The organism is Nonomuraea guangzhouensis, assembly GCF_019396345.1.
In the GTDB taxonomy this organism is placed as follows: Bacteria; Actinomycetota; Actinomycetes; order Streptosporangiales; family Streptosporangiaceae; genus Nonomuraea; species Nonomuraea guangzhouensis.
The window spans coordinates 97,693-114,417 of record NZ_JAHKRM010000011.1; the positions used below are offsets into that span (position 1 = coordinate 97,693).

The following is a 16,725-nucleotide window of genomic DNA, read 5'->3' on the forward strand; positions in this document are numbered from 1 at the left end:
GACAATCGTCTGAGATATCGCTGTGATCTTTGTTTGGCAGGATCCTCCCGCTTCCGTAAATCAGAGACGAGGGCATTGATATGAAGCGCATCATCGCGGGGCTGGCATTAGCGTCAGCCGCCACGCTCATCACGGCCGGACCGGCACTGGCGGCACCGGCCGCCAAGGACCCGGTCGCCGCGGTGAAGAAGCAGTTCGTCGCCGGCAAGGGCGTGAAGTTCAGCGAGACCACCAAGGCCATTCAGGGCCCCATGCGTGGCATCGTCATCCGCCGGTCGGGGAGCTACCAGTTCAGCAACACGGGCGTCGCCGCGTCGGACATCACCGGCAAGTTCAACGTCAAGGGGCTGCCGGCGGAGTCCGTCGATGCCGACAGCGACGAGGCCAAGTTCCTCAAGGCCCTGTCCACGCCGGAGCGGACGATCAGGGTCGGCAAGACGTCGTATATGTCCGGCGGCATCTGGGGAGAAGTGCTGCCCGAGGGCAAGACCTGGTTCAAGGTGCCGAACGCGCCGTTCTCCGGCCTGACCGGGGTCTATGGCCAGCCGCTCGACCTCACCGAGGCGGCCACGCTCAAGACCCTGTTCAAGGGCGCCAAGGCGGCCAACGGCGGCTACGCGGGCAAGATCACCGTGGGTGACCTGCGCAGGGTCTCCCCGACTTTCCGCGGCAACCTGCTGCTCGGCACGCCCAGCAGCAAGACGGCGAAGGTCGCCATCTCCTGGAAGCTCACCGTCGACGCCAAGGGCCTGCCTTCCCGGCTGGTCACGACGTTCCCGATGACCGCGCTGTCCTCGAGCGCGAGCAAGAAGGAGAGCCTCAGCATCGAGACCGTCTACAGCGGCTGGGGCAGCGCGGTGAAGATCACGGCGCCGCCGGCCGACCAGGTGACGGACACTCCCAAGTCCGGCACGGAGGATGAGACGATTCCTTCGCTGGACATCCCGTTCAGCCGGATCGTGAAGTAACCGAGTATTCGGGCCTCAAGCCTCTCCCGTCGTCAGGCGGGAGAGGCTTGATTGCTTGGTGTAGTCGGTCAGCCCGATGACGTTCCCCCACGGGTCGGCGACCTCGACCGTCCACCCGGTGAACACCTCGAACGCCTCCCCGCCGACCTCCTTGGCCACCGTGCGGGCGTCGGGCACCTCAAGCCACACCCGCATCGAGCCCGGCCGCCCCTCCCGCACTCGTACGAGCAGCCCGGGGGTCTCGGTGCCGATGGCGAACAGCGCCAGCTCCTCCGTCGAGAACTTCTCCCGCAGCCCCAGCACGCCGCCGTAGAACTCCTTGGCCCGCGCCAGGTCGCCCACGCCGACCAGGATGTTGTCCACACCGAGGATGTTCACGGAACGAGTCTCGGGTGTCCCCGCCAGGCGGGCATCGTCCGCATATAGGCCCTGGTGGCCTCCTCCGCCTCGGCCCTGGGCTGGCCGGTGCGCTGCGTCTGCCACTGGACCATGCGCTCGAACCGCTCGTCGAAGTCCTGCAGCGCCCCGTCGGGCTTGCTGCACAACCGGCACCACGTGCTCTCCGGGTGTCCTGGGGCGTGATCCTCGGCCGAGTTCATCGGCATCCCGCAGCTTTCACAGCTCACGTTCTCGTCAACGGGCGTCATGGCCCTCCTCCCTCCGGACCGCCTCGCAGGCGGCGCCTTCTCAGGAGCGCCTCACGTGCGCTCCTCCCCCAGCAGCGCGCGGAGCCCGGTGATGAGCCCCTCGCGTTCCTCCGGCGTCATGTCGCGTACGGCACGCGCCAGCAGATCGTCCGCCAGCACCCGCGGCGAGGCCGTGGCGGCAGCGGCCCGGCCCTCGTCCGTGACCCAGACGAACACCCGCCGCCGATCGCGCTCGTCCCTGATCCTGGCCACGAGCCCGCGCTCCTCGACCCGGTCGACCAGCTCGGTGGTGGCCGCCTTGGACAGCTGCAGGTGCTCGGTCAGCTCACCGAGCGTCAACGGCCCGGCGTCCATGAGATGACCGAGCACGGCATGCATCCGCGCGGTCAGCCCGGCCGCGATGGGCCGCTTGGACGCCTTGAACCGCCGGTAGACGGCCGGGTAGAGCCGCGCGACCTCACGTGCCGCCTCCGCCTCGTCCATCGTTCCTTTCGTATACGAACAGTTCGTGTACGAATCGTACCTCCGAACGAACCTCTTGGTCCAGAGGTCATTCGGCGAGGCGCGAGTCCCGCAGGGCGGCCCATTCGAGCGAATGCCTGATCCCGTCCTCGACCGAGTAGCGCGGCCGCCACCCCAGCAGCCGCTCCGCGAGATCGCTCCGCGTGTAGGCGCCCGCCACGTCGCCGGGCCGCCGCTCGGTCTCCACCACCTCGACCGGCCGCGCCACCACCCGGTTGAACGCGTCGGCCAGCTCCCGGACGGTCGTCCCCGACCCGGTGCCCAGGTTGATGACCGACTCCGCGTCGGACAGCGCGTCGAACCGCTGCAGAGCGGCCACATGCGCCGCCGCCAGATCCCATACGTGCACGTAGTCGCGGATCCCGGACCCGTCCCGCGTTGAGTAGTCGGTGCCGGTGATCTCGAACGGCACGCCTTCCTCGTGCGCGCCGATCATCTTGCCCAGCGCATGGCTGGGCCGCCGCAACTGCAGCCCGGTGCGCATCGCCGGATCCGCCCCGATCGGATTGAAGTAGCGCAGGGAGAGCACTCTGATCGGCCGTGTCGCCGCGATGTCGGCGAACATCGCCTCGCACACCGCCTTGGTCCGCGCGTACGGGCTCTGGGGGTCGAGGGCCGACCTCTCGTCGACCGTATGATCGTCCCCGGTCCGGTAAATCGCCGCCGACGAGCTGAAAATCATCCGCCCGCACCCGTTGCGCAGCAGGTGATCGACGAACTCCAGGCTCTTGGTGACATTAGCCCGGTAGTAGCCGACCGGATCGGCCACCGAATCCGGCACCACGATCAGCGCCGCGCAATGGACGACCGCCTCGATGCCGGGCTGCTCGGCGAATATCTTGTCGATCAGCGCCCCGTCGGCGATATCGCCCTCGTAGAAAGTCCGGCCCTCGGCGAACTCCCGCCGCCCCGTGACCAGGTTGTCGAGAATCACCGGCGTGATCCCCGCGTCCAGGCACGCCGACGCGACCGTGCTCCCGATGAACCCCGCCCCACCTGAAATCAGTACCCGCATCCCGGCACCCTATTGGGTCTCCCACTAAGCCCACTGTCAACCGCGAAGTCCGGCGCCGGCGTCCTGCTGGACAAGTGTCGCTTTCTCGGACAAGTAATGAGGTGCGACTGTGATCATTTGTCGGCAAGATGGCGCCTCATGAAAATCATGATCACCACTCTTACGGCCGCCGTCGCCGTACTCATCTCATCCGCTCCCGCACAAGCGGCGGCCAAGAACCCCGTCGCGGCATTGAAAGCCCAGCTCGTGGCCGGGCATGGGGTCCGTTTCACGGACACCAGCGCGTTCGTCGGCAGCATCAACAAGGACCCGCTGGTCGTGCGGACCGGCAAGGTCCGGTTCGGCAAGAAGGGGCTCACCGGCTGGGACATCACCGGCAAGTTCCCGAGCCCGCTGTACGACGGACACAACACCACACCCGAGCGGACGATCGCGATCGGTGACGTGGCCTGGGTGACGGGCGGCGACCTGAGCGAGGAGCTGCCGAAGGGCAAGACCTGGTTCAAGACGTACAGCAAGATGAACCTCACCACCATGAGCAGCTGGTTCGGCCAGGTGGTGAGCCCGGCCGAGCCGGCGACGCTCGCGGCCCTGGTGAAGAACGGCAAGCTCAGCGGATCCACCTACCGCGGCAAGATCACCTTCAGCCAGCTCTTCAAGATCTCCCCCTGGTTCAGCAGCTCGATCCCGATGCGTAGCGACACCGAGGCCACCATCACGTACGCCCTCAAGGTCGACGGCAAGGGGCTGCCGAGCCGGTTGACCACCTCGTGGCAGGCCACGGACTTCCTGGACATCTCCTGGTGGGAGGGGAAGGCGGTCACGACCGACACCCGCTACACCGGCTGGGGCAGCAAGGTCTCGATCAAGTCCCCGCCCGCGAACCAGGTCACCACTGAGCTCAAGGACTGAGCCGGGTACGCCGCAAACCCGCACGTCAGGAGGTGTTATGTGATCGTTACAGCCGAATGCCCACGTACGGCGGGTTTTGGTTGTCTCACTTATGAGACGCCTCATGAGTAGCACATAGTCCTGGAGTAACCCTTGAATCCCCTCCCCCGGATGCTGGCTCTGGCCGCCCTGATCACCACGGTGGCGGCCTGTACCACGGAAGGAACGCCTGCCCCGGTGGCTCAGGCCGCCGTGACCCCGGTGCACGCAGCCGGTGCCGCCGTACCGAAGAAGCCGGTAACGGTAAAGAAGGTCGCGGCGAAGAAGGCCAAACTGGAGATCGCCGACATCACCCCCGAAGGTGAAGCCAAGGAGAAGGTCGGTGTCGGTTTCCCCATCATCGTGACGTTCGACCGCAAGGTGGCCGACCGGGCGGCGGCCGAGGCCGCGCTGCAGGTGCAGGCGGACCGGCCGGTCGACGGCGCCTGGCGCTGGGTGACCGACCGCAAGGTCGTCTACCGCACCAAGACGTACTGGCGGCCGCACCAGAAGGTTCAGCTCAACGCCCGGCTGAGCCAGATTCCCGGCAACGAGGCCGCCAAGGACGTCAGCCGCCGCTTCGCCGTCGGCTACTCCAACATCTCGGTGGTCAACACCCGTAGCCACGTGATGAAGGTCAGGCGCGACGGCAAGCTGGTCAAGTCGATCCCGATCAGCGCGGGCCGCGGCGGCATGGTCAAGAACGGCGTGGACGTCTACCTGACCACCAGCGGCACCCATCTCACGATGAACAAGAAGCCGCTGGAGACCATGACCTCGGCGTGGATGGGCGTCACCGACCCCAAGGACCCTCAGTACTACAAGGAGGAGATCCCGTGGGCGGTGCGCATTTCCGACAGCGGCGAGTATGTGCACCAGAGCGCCGGCTACTACCAGTATCTGGGCCGTTCCAACCAGAGCCACGGCTGCGTCCGCGCCACGCCGGCCGGCGCCAAGTGGTTCTACGGCATCGCCCAGCGCGGTGACGTCGTCAAGATCACCGGCACCAAGCGCGAACTCGACTGGCGCAACGGCTGGGGCTACTGGCAGCTCAACTGGACCGAGTGGAAGAAGGGCAGCGCCCTCACCAAGAGCGCCGTCGCCAAGAAGAGCTAGAGCTTCTCCAGCGGAGCGTAGGCGAGGAGCAGCGTCTTCTCGCCTCCGCTCCCGAAGTCGATCTTTACCTTGGTCTTCTCCGCCACCCCGTCCACCGCGACGACGGTGCCCAGCCCGAACGCGTCGTGCGTGACCCGGTCTCCCGGCGCCAGCGTGGGCACCACGCGGGCGCCCTTCTTCGGCGCCGCCGTCTGGGCGGGCTCGCGCCGGGTCGCCGCGCTCCACGCCGACTTCTCCGGCGGGGTGCGCCAGTCGAGCAGTTGCACCGGCACCTCGCTGACGAACCGCGAGGCCGGGTTGAACGACGGCGAACCCCACGAGCTGCGTACGGCGGCCCGGGTGATGTAGAGACGCTTCTGGGCCCTGGTGATGCCGACGTAGGCCAGCCGGCGCTCCTCCTCCAGCTCCTTCGGCTCGCCCAGCGAGCGGACGTGCGGGAAGACGCCGTCTTCCATCGCCGTCAGGAAGACGACCGGGAACTCCAGCCCCTTGGCAGTGTGCAGGGTCATCAGCGTGACCACGCCCTGCCCGCCGTCGGCTTCGGGGATCTGGTCGGCGTCGGCCACCAGCGACACCTGCTCCAGGAACTCCACCAGCGTGCCCTCGGGATTGGCCTCCTCGAACTCCGAGGCCACCGAGACGAGCTCGTTGAGGTTTTCCAGCCGGGACTCGTCCTGCGGATCCTCCGAAGCCTCCAGCTCGGCGCGGTAGCCGGTGGCGACCAGGACCTCCTCGGCCAGCGCCGACGGCGGCATGCCCTCGGCCTTGCCGATCAGCTCCTCGATCATCGCGACGAACTCGCGTACGGCGTTGAGCGACCGCGTCGCCATGCCGTACGCCTCCTCGGCCCTGCGCAGCGCGTCCCAGAAGGAGATGCGCTCGCGCGACGAGAGTGCCTCGAGCATCGCCTCGGCCCGGTCGCCGATGCCGCGCTTGGGCACGTTGAGGATGCGGCGCATCGACACCACGTCGGCGGGGTTGGCCAGCACGCGCAGGTAGGCCAGCAGGTCCTTGACCTCCTTGCGCTCGTAGAAGCGCACGCCCCCGACCACCTTGTACGGCAGGCCGGTGCGGATGAAGATCTCCTCGAACACCCGGGAGGCCGCGTTGGTGCGGTAGAAAACGGCGACGTCGCCGGCCTTGACGCCCTCCTCGTCGCTGAGCCGATCGACCTCCTGGGCCACGAACATGGCCTCGTCATGCTCGTTGTCGGCCACATAACCGACGATCTTGGGACCGTCGCCCTGGTCGGACCAGAGGTTCTTCGGCTTGCGCGACTCGTTGCGGGAGATGACGGCGTTGGCGGCGGCCAGGATGTTCTGGGTGGAGCGGTAGTTCTGCTCCAGCAGGATCGTGCGCGCGTCGGGGTAGTCGCGCTCGAACTCCAGGATGTTGCGGATCGTCGCGCCGCGGAAGGCGTAGATCGACTGGTCGGCGTCGCCGACCACGCACAGCTCCGACTGGTCGGCGCCAGAACGGACCAGCTCGCCGTCGGCCGTGCGCAGGTCGGGGCGGCCCACCAGCTCCCTGATCAGGATGTATTGGGCGTGGTTGGTGTCCTGGTATTCGTCGACGAGCACGTGCCTGAACCGCATCCGGTAGTGCTCGGCCACGTCGGGGAAGAGCTGGAACAGCGTCACCGTGTTCATGATGATGTCGTCGAAGTCCATCGCGCCGGCCTCGGTGAGCTTGCGCTGGTAGCTCTTGTAGGCCTCCGCGAGCACCTTCTCCAGGTGGGAGCCCGCCTTGTCGAGCGCGGTCTCGTAGTCGACCAGCTCGTTCTTGAAGTTGCTCACCTGGGCGGAGAACGAGCGCGGCGGGTAACGCTTCGGATCGAGGTCCATCTCCCTGCACACCATCGCCATCAGCCGCTGCGAATCGGCCTGGTCGTAGATGGAGAAGCTGGAGGGGAACCCGAGCCGCTTGGCCTCCCGGCGCAGGATGCGCATGCAGGCGCTGTGGAACGTCATCACCCACATCGCCTTGGACCTGGGCCCGACAAGCCGGTCGATGCGCTCCTTCATCTCGCGCGCGGCCTTGTTGGTGAAGGTGATCGCCAGGATCTCGCCCGGATGCACCTCACGCTCGGCGAGCAGGTAGGCGATGCGATGGGTGAGCACCCGCGTCTTTCCCGAACCCGCCCCCGCCACGATCAGCAGCGGACCGCCATGATGGATCACGGCCTCCCGCTGCTGCGGGTTGAGGCCATCGAGCAAGGGGTGGTCAACAGAGACTTGGGTCGGCACGCACCTAGGTTAAGACTCTCCACCGACAATCGGCGCCCCGACGCCTGGAATCCCCACCCCCACTGGTGTCCGGAATGCCCGCTACGAGCCGCTGGTTGTCGTCAAAGGACAATCCGAAAGGGAAAAGATGCTGGCCGACAACGAGATCAACCGGGTACTTGTCGTGACCGCGCACCCCGACGACGCCGACTTCGGCGCCGCGGGCACGGTGGCACTCTTCGTCGATCGGGGTGTCGAGGTCACCTATCTGCTGGTCACGGACGGCGACGCGGGCGGCAACGAACGTACACTCGACAACACCGGCATGGCCGAACTACGCAGGACCGAACAGACGGCGGCCGCCAAGGCGGTGGGCGTCACGGACATCCGTTTCCTCGGCCACGCGGACGGCAGCGTGGTGCCGTCGCTGGCACTGCGCAAGGACATCGCCAGGGTCATCCGCCAGGTACGCCCCGACCTGGTGATCACCCACCACCCCGAGCGCAACTACCAGTTCATCGCCCCCAGCCACCCCGACCACCGCGCGGTGGGCGGCTCCACCCTCGACGCCGTCTACCCCGACGCCCGCAACCCGTACGCCTTCCCCGAACTGGTCAAGGAAGAGAACCTGGAGGCCTGGACGGTCCGCGAGGTCTGGCTCATGGGCGGCTCCACACCCAACCACTGGACGGACATCACAGAGGCGATCGACCGCAAGCTGACGGCCTTGCAGTCGCACGTCAGCCAGGTGGCCCACGTGGAGGGCTTCGCCGACTTCGTCAAGAGCCGCTTCGCCGCGTGGGCCGAACAGGCCGGCTTCGGCGAAGGCCACTACGCGGAAGCCTTCCAAACCGTCACCACGGCCTGACCACCCCCTCTGAACCGTCCCGACAGGACCCCTTGCCGATGCCAGCCGATCCTGACGGCCGAACCGCCGTGACCGGGCGGACCGTCCTGCCGGGCGGACCGTTCTGGCGGCCGACCATCCAGGCAGGCGAGCGGTTCTCGCGAGCGGACCATCGTGACGAGCGGACCGCCATGACGGGCGGACCATCCTGACGGGCCGACCGTCCAGGCGGGCGGGTCGTCCAGGCGGGCGGGTCGTCCAGGCGGGCGGGTCGTCCAGGCGGGCGGGTCTTCCTGACCGCCTGGCATCCAGGCAGGCGGTCGGTTCTCGCGGGCGAGCCACCAGGCAGGCAAACTGGCGATCCGAGCCGCCGCCCTGGCGCGTCCTGACGGAGCTAGCCCGCCGGAGTAGCTGCCCGCTGACCCGCCCCTACAGGACCACCCTGCCGGATCAGCCGATCCAGGCGGGCAACCCCGCCAGGCAGGCGGACCGTCCCGGCGGCCGACCATCCAGGCAGATGGGCGGCTCTCGCGAGCGAGCCGTCCAGGCGGGCCGGCTGGCGAGCTGGGCCATCGCCCTGGTGCGTCCCGACGGAGCTGGCCCGCCGGAGTAGTTACCCGCCCACCCGCCCCTACAGGACCACCCTGCCGGATCAGCCGATCCAGGCGGACGACCCCTCCACACGGGCGGACCGTCCCGGCGGCCGACCATCCAGGCAGGCGAGCAGTTCCCGCGAGCGAGCCATCCAGGCGGGCGAGCCATCCAGGCGGGCGAGCCATCCGGGCGGGCGGACCATCCGGGCGGGCGGACCGTCCGGGCGGGCGGGCTGGCGGGCTGGCGGGCTGGCGGTCTGAGCCGCCGTGCTAGGGCGTTCCGAGAAGGATGCCCAACCGGAGTGGGTGCCGGGCCTGCGCCTGGACCGTCGCGGCAGGTCGTTCTGAACCGTTCTAAGGCTCTCTGAGGGCTGGGCTGGCCGGGGATCAGGGCGGCCGTTGCGGAGGGCGGGAGCCGGTGCCCTGGGGCGTTCTTGCGGTGGGGGATGTCATTTGCTGGGCGAAGGCTGTTTTCCGGCTATTCGGGCGAAGAGGTAGCCGAGGGAGTTGGTGGCCAGGTGCAGCAGGGTTGGGGCTGTCAGTCCGCCTCGGCGGCGTAGTTCGCAGAAGAAGACGCCTGCTGCGGCCGTCGATATGACGCTGCCCGCCACCACTCGTGCCGTGTCCAGGTGGCCCGGTGTCTCGCCGGCGGTCAGGGCGCCGAGCGCTGGGTTGGCGCGGGCCATGTCGATTGCCGGGAGGATGTGCCACAGCCCGAACAGGGCCGACGACACCGCCGTTGCCACGACGGTTCCGTGGGTGCGGCGGAGTGTGCCGTGCAGGACGCCGCGGAAGCCCACCTCCTCCAGCAGGACCGTGCCCAGGGGCACCTGGACCAGGGCCTCCTCCAGGACACGTGCGCGCGACAGCGACAGGGCGCGGTCGTCCTGGAACAGCGGGCGGGTGCGTGGCATCGCGACACCGGCCGTGTAGACGGCGGCGACACCCGCTGCCAGGGCGCCGCCGATCGCCGCGCCCCTTCGCCCGTGTTCGAACCCGAGCTCCTGCCACGGCACCCCGGACCGCCGCGCCATGGCCACCAGGGCGGCGGTCGCGGCAGCGGAGGTCAGGGGCGCGAGCCGGGGCGCCACCCGGTTGTTCAGGACGTTGGCCACGGCCAGGACGGCGATCGAGCGAAGTAGCACCCCTGCAGGCTACGCCGGTCTCTATCCATTCCAACCGGTGAATATCGGCCATCCGCGCTGACTCAGGCATGAGTCCGCGGTGTGCTCGGCCCACGCCGAAGTCAGCGCCACCTGCCGGGTGCGGGTGTGGGTGTGGGTGTGGGGATGGGCGTGAGGATGGGCGTGGTCGCGGTCCTGGGCACGGCTCGGACACAGGCGTGGGCGCGGGCGTGGGCACGGGCATGGGCGTGGGCACGGGCGTGGGCGCGGGCATGGGCGTGGGCACGACGGGGGCGTCGTGGTTCGGGCCCTTCGAGGTCCAGACCATGACGTCCAGACCGACCCACCCAGACCGGGCCCACGCGATCACGACAGGTCCCGCCAACGCAGGCCAGGTCGTGGCCCAGGCAGGTGCCGTTAAGTGGCGGCTGGGCTGCGCCACCCTAAGGGGAAGCGGGAGCGGCGGCGTTCCTCCGGGGTCAGGCCGCCCCAGATGCCGTCCGCCTCCCCCGCGCTCAGCGCGTAGGAGCGGCAGTCGGTCAGGACCTGGCAGGTGGCGCAGATCGCTTTGGCTCGCGCCTCCTGGGTGGCGGAGGGCGCGAGCGGGAAGAACAGCTCAGGATCGCTGGATCTGCAGGCGCCCCCGCGCAGCCAGCCGATCTCTCCCAATGGCATGGGGTAACGGTATGCCGACGTCATGATCGGCCGCATCATCCTGTGGGTTGACACGCGACTACATCCCCAGCCGCAGCTTCTCAGCAGGCGGCCACGCCGCCTTGGACGCCGTTGGCGAAGGACTGTTGGCGTTGTTCGGCCGTGCCGTGGGCGCTGGGGTTGAGCCAGTCGTCCGTCGGGTCGCCCGCCGCCTCCAGGTTGCGGAACAGTTCGTCCTCGTCCCCCGGTTCCACCCGCAGGGCGCCCGCGCTGACCAGTGAGGCGAGCGTGCCGCCCGCGTAGCAGTCGGCCTGCAGCTCCGCCTGTACGTTCAGCTCGAAGCCGGACCGCAGCTGCGCCTGCACCGAATGCCCGAACTCATGGGGAATGATCAGGTAGACCGAGCCGTCCCCCATGTCGGTCCAGAGCGACTCCATCCAGTCCTGGTCATAGGCGATGAAATGGCCGGCGGGGCAGTAGAAGGCGTTGTTCGGTACGGCGGGCTCGCCGCCGCAGCTCGGCCCAGATGTCCCGGAATAGGGGACAAAATCGGCAATAGGCCGGTAAGTCCGTCCGAGGGTGTTGAACTGCTGCTTCCAGAACGCCTCCGTCAGCTCCCGCGCCGTCCGTACGTCACCCTCGAACGTGTCGGCCCCCGAGGCGTCCAGGGAGGCCGGCCGGGACAGCCCGCACGCGGACAGAAGGAGCACCAGAACAACGGCCAGGGATCGTCGCACAGGCATCACAAATCCCAAGTGTGCACCGGCTCGTTGCCATGCATGCGCTCTATGTAGTCAAGGGTCATCGCCCGCAGCGCCTCGTGCCGGTCATCGCCCCCGTGCGCCTGTACGCGTTCCACCTGCCAGGTCGATCCGGTACGACCGGACAGGCACCGGCCCTCGATGACCCCGAGCAGCCGGTCGGCCACCGGCCCGTCCACCCCCCACTTGCTGAGCCCCTCGTGGGCCATCGGAAGCAGGCGGCGCAGGATCAGCTCCCCGGCGGACACCTCGCCCAGGCCCGGCCAGTAGAGGCGGGCGTCCAGGCCGTGCCTGGCCGCGCTGTTCAGGTTGTCCTCGGCGGCGGCGAACGACATCTGGCTCCAGATCGGCCGCTCGGCATGCGGGAGTACGGCCATCAGCCCGTAGTAGAAGGCCGCGTTCGCCGTGATGTCGAGCACGGACGGCCCGGCGGGCAGCACCCGGTTCTCTATGCGCAGGTGCGGGGCGCCGCCGGCCACCGCGTACACCGGCCGGTTCCACCGGTAGACCGTGCCGTTGTGCAGGGTCAGCTCGTGCAGTTGCGGGATGCGGCCCTGTTCCAGTTCGGTCCGCGGGTCCTCGTCCTCGCAGAGCGGCAGCAGTGCCGGGTAGTACAGGACGTTCTCCTCGAACAGGTCGAACACACTGGTGATCCACCGCTCGCCGAACCAGACGCGCGGCCGTACGCCCTGCGCCTTCAGCTCGGCCGGACGGGTGTCCGTGGCCTGCTCGAACAGCGTGATCCGGGTCTCGCGGTGCAGCTCCTTGCCGAACAGGTACGGCGAGTTCGCGGCGACGGCCACCTGTGCCCCGGCGATGGCCTGGGCGGCGTTCCAGTGCGCGGCGAACTGCTCCGGGCTGACCTGCAGGTGGAGCTGGACGCTGGTGCACGCGGCCTCGGGGGTGATGCTGTCGGCGTGGGTGTCGAGGCGTTCGACGCCCTCGATCGACAGGTGCAGGTCCTCCCCGCGCGCGGCGAAGATCTGCTCGTTGAGCAGCCGGTAGCGCGGGTTGGCCGACAGCGTGCCCTCATGGATCTCCTGCTCGCGCAGCGTGGGCAGGATGCCGATCAGGACCAGGTGGCCGTTCTCTGTCTGGGCGCGCTCCTCGGCGTGGTTGAGGCGGCTCCGGATGTCGTGCTCCAGTCTGAGCGGCCCGTCGCCGCCCAGCTCCTGGGGCTCGATGTTGATCTCGATGTTGAACTGGCCCAGCTCGGTGGCCCAGTCGGGCTGCTCGATCGCGGCGAGCACCGCGGCGTTGCACATGGCCGCCTCGCCCGCCGCGTCCACGATGTTGAGCTCGATCTCCAGCCCGGCGAGGGGCCGGTCGGCCTCGAAGCGGGCCTCGCGGAGCATCTGGGCGAAGACATCAAGGCATCGCCGCACCTTTTCCCGATATTTCCGTCGATCGTCTCGGCTGAATACGACTACCGGCACGTCCCTGCCCATTCTGGAAATGTCGCATGCCAGAGCCAACTAAGCCAGCACCCCAGCCTTTACATGGCAGAAACGGGCAAAAGCCGTTAGACGAGCCGCCTGGCGGTGGCCCAGCGGGACAGCTCGTGCCGGTTGGACAGCTGGAGCTTGCGCAGCACCGACGACACGTGCGTCTCGACCGTCTTGACCGAGATGAACAGCTCCTTGGCGATCTCCTTGTAGGCGTAGCCACGGGCGATCAGCCGGAGCACCTCGCGCTCGCGCTGTGTCAGCGAGTCGAGCTCGGGATCGATGGACGGCGCCTCCGACGAGGCGAACGCGTCGAGCACGAACCCGGCCAGCCGCGGCGAGAAGACCGCGTCGCCCTCGGCCACCCGGCGGATGGCGTCGGTCAGCTCCTTGCCGCTGATGTTCTTGGTCACGTAGCCGCGGGCGCCGCCGCGGATGACGCCGATCACGTCCTCGGCCGCGTCGGACACCGACAGTGCCAGGAAACGTACCTGCGAACCGGCGCCGAGCACCCTGCGCAGCACCTCCTGCCCGCCGCCGCCGGGCATGTGCACGTCGAGCAGGACCACGTCGGGGGTGAGCTCGGCGATCGCCTTGACCGCCGTCTCGACGTCCTCCGCCTCGCCGACGACCTGGATGGAGTCGCCCAGCTCGGCCCGTACACCGGAACGGAACAGCCGGTGATCGTCGACGATCAGCACCGTGGTCATTGCTTCTCCACCTTCATGGTCAACATCACTTCTGTCCCCTCACCGGGCGCGGTGCGCAGTCTGGCGGCACCGCCGTGACGTTCCATTCTCCCGATGATGGACTCCCTGATCCCCATTCTGTCGAGAGGCACCGCGTCGAGGTCGAATCCCTTGCCACGATCTCTCACGAAAATCGTGACTTCTTCGCCCTCTACCTCTGCATAGACGGCAACAGAAGGACTTCCAGAGTACTTGGCGGCGTTGACCATCGACTGCCTCGACGCCTTCAGCATGGCGGCGAGCTTGCCGGCCGGGTCGAGTGCGATGTCGCCCACGCAGACCACCTCGATCGGCACGCCGTGCGCGTCCTCCTCTTCCGCGGCGATCCGCCGTACGGCCGCGGCCAGCGTCGCGTCGGCGTCCTGGGCGGGCTGGTAGAGCCAGTTGCGCAGGTCACGTTCCTGCGCGCGGGCCAGCCTGGTGACCTCGAACGGGTCGTGCGCGACGCGCTGGATCAGCGTGAGCGTGTGCAGAACCGAGTCGTGCACCATGGCCGCGACCTCGGCCCGCTCCTCCGACCTGATGCGCTCGCGCCGCTCCAGCTGCAGTTCCTTCCACAGGCCCGCGAGCCAGGGAGCGGCGATGACGGCCAGGCCGCCGACCACCACCACGGTGAACAGCAGGCCGGGCCGGGCCTTGACCAGCTCGCCCTGGGCGGCCAGGAAGCCCGCCGCGCCGATGACGACGAGCGCGATGCCGAGCAGCGTGCGCACCCGGTTCTTCCTGATGCTGTTGGTCGCCCCGCTCATCCAGTTCCGGCGGCGTTCGGGATCGGCCTGCTGCCACAGGATGATCGCGCCGATACCGCCCACAGCGAACGGCAGGATGCCGATGCCCCCCTTGGAGGCACCGGTCAGCCAGCTGAACGCGAACAGCGCCACACCGATCGCGCTGAACGCCGCGAGCTGGCTCCAGTCGCGCTGTGGCGACTGCTGCCCCTCGTACGGCTTGCGGGGCGTGATCATCCAGAGCACGGCGTAGGCCACCATGCCGACCCCGTCAACCACGCTGAGCAGCACGAACATCAACCTGATCACTACCGGATCAAGCTTCAGCTGAGCCGCGAGCCCTTGTGCAACGCCGCCGAGCAGCCGGCCCTCCATGGGGCGCATCATCCGGCGGTACGGCGCTTCGCCACCGGGTTCGGCAAGAGTCTTCTGGTCAGCCATAACATCGCCATCGTCACATGTCGCGCGCGTTGGGGACATCAGGGAACAACCCCCGGGTCGGGTCAGGGGTCTCCCGGATGGAGATCGCCGCCGGGTGGGGCCACGATAGTGGCATGACAGAAGCACCGCCGAAGAGACCGGCCGCTCCGCCCAGCGCGCTGCGACGCAGCAGCGAGGGGCGCTTCCTCATGGGAGTCTGCGCCGGGCTCGGGCGGCACACCGGGATCGACCCGGTGGTGTTCCGCGTGGGGTTCGCGGTGCTGCTGTTCGGCTCCGGGGTGGGGCTGTTCCTGTACATCGCGGCGTTCCTACTGATGAAGGAGCCGAACGGGCGGCCCGGTTACATCGAGCAGTGGACCCGGCGCGACTTCGCCGCCGACACCGTGATGGCGCTGCTCGCGGCGGTGCTCGCGGCCGGGCTCGGCATCAACCTGGCGTCGGTCTGGCTCGGCACCGGCACGCTGGTGGTCGGCTTGATGCTGGCCATCGGGCTGCTCGCGGCGCACACCAGCGGCGTGGACCTGCTCGGCCTGGTCCGGTCGATGCCCGAGCGGCTCAACCGCCGCCCCCCGCAGGGCGAGCCCGACCCGTTCCTGTACGACTTCGCCCACTCGCCCATCCCGAGCCCCTCCGCGCCGACGGCGGGCTATCCCCGGCCCCGCCCGGCCGCCTCGTACGCCCGCGAGCCAGTGACGGAGACCGTGCCGCCCCCCACCCCCGAGCCACCGACCACCCCCGAGCCACCGACCACCCCCGTGCCGCCGACCCCTCCGACGCGCGTCAACCCCGTCGCCGCCGAAGCACCGCTCGACGAGCCGGCCGCCGCCCGGGCCGAGGCGTATGGGGAGCCCTACCAGGAGCCGTCGCGGGAACCGTCCCAGGAGTCTCGTCACGAGCCGTCCCAGGAGCCGCGCTACCGCACCGATCCCAGGACCGCCGTCACCTACGGCGAGCCGTTCGCGCCGAGGGGCCCCTACCAGCCGCTCGACCCGCGCAGGCGGTCCGGCGGCTACTCACCGTACGACCCCGCCCTGTACGGCGGCCGGCTGGCGCCCCCGCCCACGCCCCGCCAGAAGCGGCCCAGATCGTTCATCGGCGCCATCACCATGTTGCTGGCCATCATCATTGGAGGGATCGTCGTGGCGGTCCAGACCAGGTCCGCCTCGGGGGTCAGTCCCACCCTGGTCGGCGGCGCCGTACTCGTCACCATCGGCGCCGGGCTGCTCATCGCGGCCTGGTGGGGCCGCGGCGCCGGCCTGGTCGCTATCGGCACCATGGTCGCGCTGCTGATCGGCCTCGGCCTGATGGTCGGGGACCTGCCGCGGAACGTCGGCGACTTCGTCTGGCGGCCGACCACCGTGGCGGAGGCGAACAAGCTCTACGACGTGGGCGTCGGGGACGGCCGGCTCGACCTGTCCGAACTCAAGCTCACTCCGGGCACCAGCCTGACGTTCAACGCCAAGGTCTCGATCGGCGAATTGACGGTGATCGTGCCGCCGACCGCCAGGGTCGAGGTGCACGCCAGCAACAAGGTCGGCGACATCAAGGTGGACCAGTCGCTCAGGGGCGGCGTCGACGTCAAGTTCGACAAGGTGCTGGAGCCCGACACGCGCCCGAAGGGCGCCGTCTCGACCATCGTGCTGAACCTGAGGGGCGGCGTCGGCGACATGGAGGTGCGGCGTGCCGCGTGAGGGCGTGCAGCGTGAGGTCGACAAGCCGCGCAGGGTGCACAGGACCGACTGGATGGCGCTGCTGAGCGGCACGCTCTTCGTGGTGCTCGGCATCCTGATCCTGACCCAGGCGATCACGGATCCCCTGGTCCTGGTGTCTCTCGTGATCGTGGGACTGGGCTTCGCGGGTCTCGTGGCGGTCATCGCGCGGGTGATCCGCGGCAAGTAACCCTTGACCGGGAAAAACACGAGCGTACGTTGGGCTGTGTCCGCGTTTCCCGCGCGCCTCA

At 68.8% G+C, this 16,725-nt stretch carries 17 protein-coding genes; 6 read left to right on the forward strand and 11 right to left on the reverse strand.

The window, feature by feature from the left end; genetic code table 11:
- Positions 1–80: 80 nt before the first annotated feature.
- Positions 81–968 (forward strand): hypothetical protein, encoded by an 888-nt coding sequence (locus KME78_RS23630; RefSeq protein ID WP_219531326.1) that lies wholly within the window; start codon positions 81–83, stop codon positions 966–968.
- Between the two features lie 15 nt (positions 969–983).
- Here the strand turns inward: KME78_RS23630 and KME78_RS23635 are convergent, their stop codons facing one another.
- The 4 genes from KME78_RS23635 to galE form a co-directional block, all read right to left on the reverse strand.
- Positions 984–1,346, reverse strand: coding sequence for a VOC family protein (locus KME78_RS23635; protein WP_219531327.1), 363 nt, complete (start codon positions 1,344–1,346; stop codon positions 984–986).
- Positions 1,343–1,615 (reverse strand): zinc ribbon domain-containing protein, encoded by a 273-nt coding sequence (locus KME78_RS23640; RefSeq protein WP_219531328.1) that lies wholly within the window; start codon positions 1,613–1,615, stop codon positions 1,343–1,345. The genes KME78_RS23635 and KME78_RS23640 overlap by 4 nt, the downstream gene beginning before the upstream one ends.
- Before the next feature lie 51 nt (positions 1,616–1,666).
- Positions 1,667–2,098 (reverse strand): MarR family winged helix-turn-helix transcriptional regulator, encoded by a 432-nt coding sequence (locus tag KME78_RS23645; protein ID WP_219531329.1) that lies wholly within the window; start codon positions 2,096–2,098, stop codon positions 1,667–1,669.
- A 67-nt stretch (positions 2,099–2,165) separates the two neighbouring features.
- Positions 2,166–3,152, reverse strand: coding sequence for a UDP-glucose 4-epimerase GalE (galE, locus tag KME78_RS23650; RefSeq protein ID WP_219531330.1), 987 nt, complete (start codon positions 3,150–3,152; stop codon positions 2,166–2,168).
- 138 nt (positions 3,153–3,290) lie between these two features.
- Here galE and KME78_RS23655 point away from each other — a divergent pair, with 138 nt between their 5' ends.
- Both KME78_RS23655 and KME78_RS23660 read left to right on the forward strand, forming a co-directional pair.
- Positions 3,291–4,064 carry a hypothetical protein gene (locus KME78_RS23655; RefSeq protein ID WP_219531331.1) on the forward strand — a complete coding sequence of 258 codons (774 nt, stop codon included), beginning with the start codon at positions 3,291–3,293 and terminating at the stop codon, positions 4,062–4,064.
- A gap of 132 nt (positions 4,065–4,196) precedes the next feature.
- A complete protein-coding gene (locus KME78_RS23660) occupies positions 4,197–5,198 on the forward strand; it encodes a L,D-transpeptidase (protein WP_219531332.1) in 1,002 nt (333 codons plus the stop codon).
- Here KME78_RS23660 and pcrA read toward each other — a convergent pair.
- The gene (pcrA, locus tag KME78_RS23665; RefSeq protein WP_465264798.1) at positions 5,195–7,444 is read right to left on the reverse strand and encodes a DNA helicase PcrA; all 2,250 of its coding nucleotides are present in this window, start codon (positions 7,442–7,444) and stop codon (positions 5,195–5,197) included. The genes KME78_RS23660 and pcrA overlap by 4 nt on opposite strands.
- A gap of 127 nt (positions 7,445–7,571) precedes the next feature.
- Here pcrA and KME78_RS23670 point away from each other — a divergent pair, with 127 nt between their 5' ends.
- Complete coding sequence (locus KME78_RS23670; RefSeq protein ID WP_219531333.1) at positions 7,572–8,291, forward strand: PIG-L deacetylase family protein; 720 nt, start codon at positions 7,572–7,574, stop codon at positions 8,289–8,291.
- A gap of 1,021 nt (positions 8,292–9,312) precedes the next feature.
- Here KME78_RS23670 and KME78_RS23675 read toward each other — a convergent pair.
- From KME78_RS23675 to KME78_RS23700, 6 genes are all read right to left on the reverse strand, one after another.
- On the reverse strand, positions 9,313–10,008 hold the full coding sequence (locus KME78_RS23675; RefSeq protein WP_219531334.1) for a CPBP family intramembrane glutamic endopeptidase: 696 nt from the start codon (positions 10,006–10,008) through the stop codon (positions 9,313–9,315).
- A 396-nt stretch (positions 10,009–10,404) separates the two neighbouring features.
- Positions 10,405–10,662, reverse strand: coding sequence for a WhiB family transcriptional regulator (locus KME78_RS23680; protein WP_219531335.1), 258 nt, complete (start codon positions 10,660–10,662; stop codon positions 10,405–10,407).
- 80 nt (positions 10,663–10,742) lie between these two features.
- Positions 10,743–11,384, reverse strand: a complete 642-nt coding sequence (locus tag KME78_RS23685; RefSeq protein WP_219531336.1) for a neutral zinc metallopeptidase — start codon at positions 11,382–11,384, stop codon at positions 10,743–10,745.
- Positions 11,384–12,787, reverse strand: a complete 1,404-nt coding sequence (locus tag KME78_RS23690; protein WP_308127104.1) for a glutamate-cysteine ligase family protein — start codon at positions 12,785–12,787, stop codon at positions 11,384–11,386. The genes KME78_RS23685 and KME78_RS23690 overlap by 1 nt, the downstream gene beginning before the upstream one ends.
- Positions 12,788–12,924: 137 nt before the next feature.
- Positions 12,925–13,557, reverse strand: coding sequence for a response regulator (locus KME78_RS23695; protein ID WP_219531338.1), 633 nt, complete (start codon positions 13,555–13,557; stop codon positions 12,925–12,927).
- Positions 13,554–14,765 (reverse strand): ATP-binding protein, encoded by a 1,212-nt coding sequence (locus tag KME78_RS23700; RefSeq protein WP_219531339.1) that lies wholly within the window; start codon positions 14,763–14,765, stop codon positions 13,554–13,556. Before KME78_RS23700 ends, KME78_RS23695 begins: the two co-directional genes overlap by 4 nt.
- Before the next feature lie 113 nt (positions 14,766–14,878).
- On the opposite strand from KME78_RS23700, the gene KME78_RS23705 reads away from it, so the two are divergent.
- Both KME78_RS23705 and KME78_RS23710 read left to right on the forward strand, forming a co-directional pair.
- The gene (locus tag KME78_RS23705; RefSeq protein WP_219531340.1) at positions 14,879–16,456 is read left to right on the forward strand and encodes a PspC domain-containing protein; all 1,578 of its coding nucleotides are present in this window, start codon (positions 14,879–14,881) and stop codon (positions 16,454–16,456) included.
- Positions 16,446–16,664, forward strand: a complete 219-nt coding sequence (locus KME78_RS23710) for a hypothetical protein (protein ID WP_219531341.1) — start codon at positions 16,446–16,448, stop codon at positions 16,662–16,664. The genes KME78_RS23705 and KME78_RS23710 overlap by 11 nt, the downstream gene beginning before the upstream one ends.
- Positions 16,665–16,725: the final 61 nt, after the last annotated feature.

What these genes read in the sequence shown, in the direction of transcription:
- KME78_RS23640 (WP_219531328.1), bottom strand. Translation starts at nt 1,615, where the DNA reads ATGACGCCCGTTGACGAGAACGTGAGCTGTGAAAGCTGCGGGATGCCG.
- KME78_RS23695 (WP_219531338.1), bottom strand. Translation starts at nt 13,557, where the DNA reads ATGACCACGGTGCTGATCGTCGACGATCACCGGCTGTTCCGTTCCGGT.
- KME78_RS23700 (WP_219531339.1), bottom strand. Translation starts at nt 14,765, where the DNA reads ATGGCTGACCAGAAGACTCTTGCCGAACCCGGTGGCGAAGCGCCGTAC.
- KME78_RS23705 (WP_219531340.1), top strand. Translation starts at nt 14,879, where the DNA reads ATGACAGAAGCACCGCCGAAGAGACCGGCCGCTCCGCCCAGCGCGCTG.
- KME78_RS23670 (WP_219531333.1), top strand. Translation starts at nt 7,572, where the DNA reads ATGCTGGCCGACAACGAGATCAACCGGGTACTTGTCGTGACCGCGCAC.
- KME78_RS23645 (WP_219531329.1), bottom strand. Translation starts at nt 2,098, where the DNA reads ATGGACGAGGCGGAGGCGGCACGTGAGGTCGCGCGGCTCTACCCGGCC.
- KME78_RS23630 (WP_219531326.1), top strand. Translation starts at nt 81, where the DNA reads ATGAAGCGCATCATCGCGGGGCTGGCATTAGCGTCAGCCGCCACGCTC.
- KME78_RS23680 (WP_219531335.1), bottom strand. Translation starts at nt 10,662, where the DNA reads ATGCCATTGGGAGAGATCGGCTGGCTGCGCGGGGGCGCCTGCAGATCC.
- galE (WP_219531330.1), bottom strand. Translation starts at nt 3,152, where the DNA reads ATGCGGGTACTGATTTCAGGTGGGGCGGGGTTCATCGGGAGCACGGTC.
- KME78_RS23655 (WP_219531331.1), top strand. Translation starts at nt 3,291, where the DNA reads ATGAAAATCATGATCACCACTCTTACGGCCGCCGTCGCCGTACTCATC.
- KME78_RS23685 (WP_219531336.1), bottom strand. Translation starts at nt 11,384, where the DNA reads ATGCCTGTGCGACGATCCCTGGCCGTTGTTCTGGTGCTCCTTCTGTCC.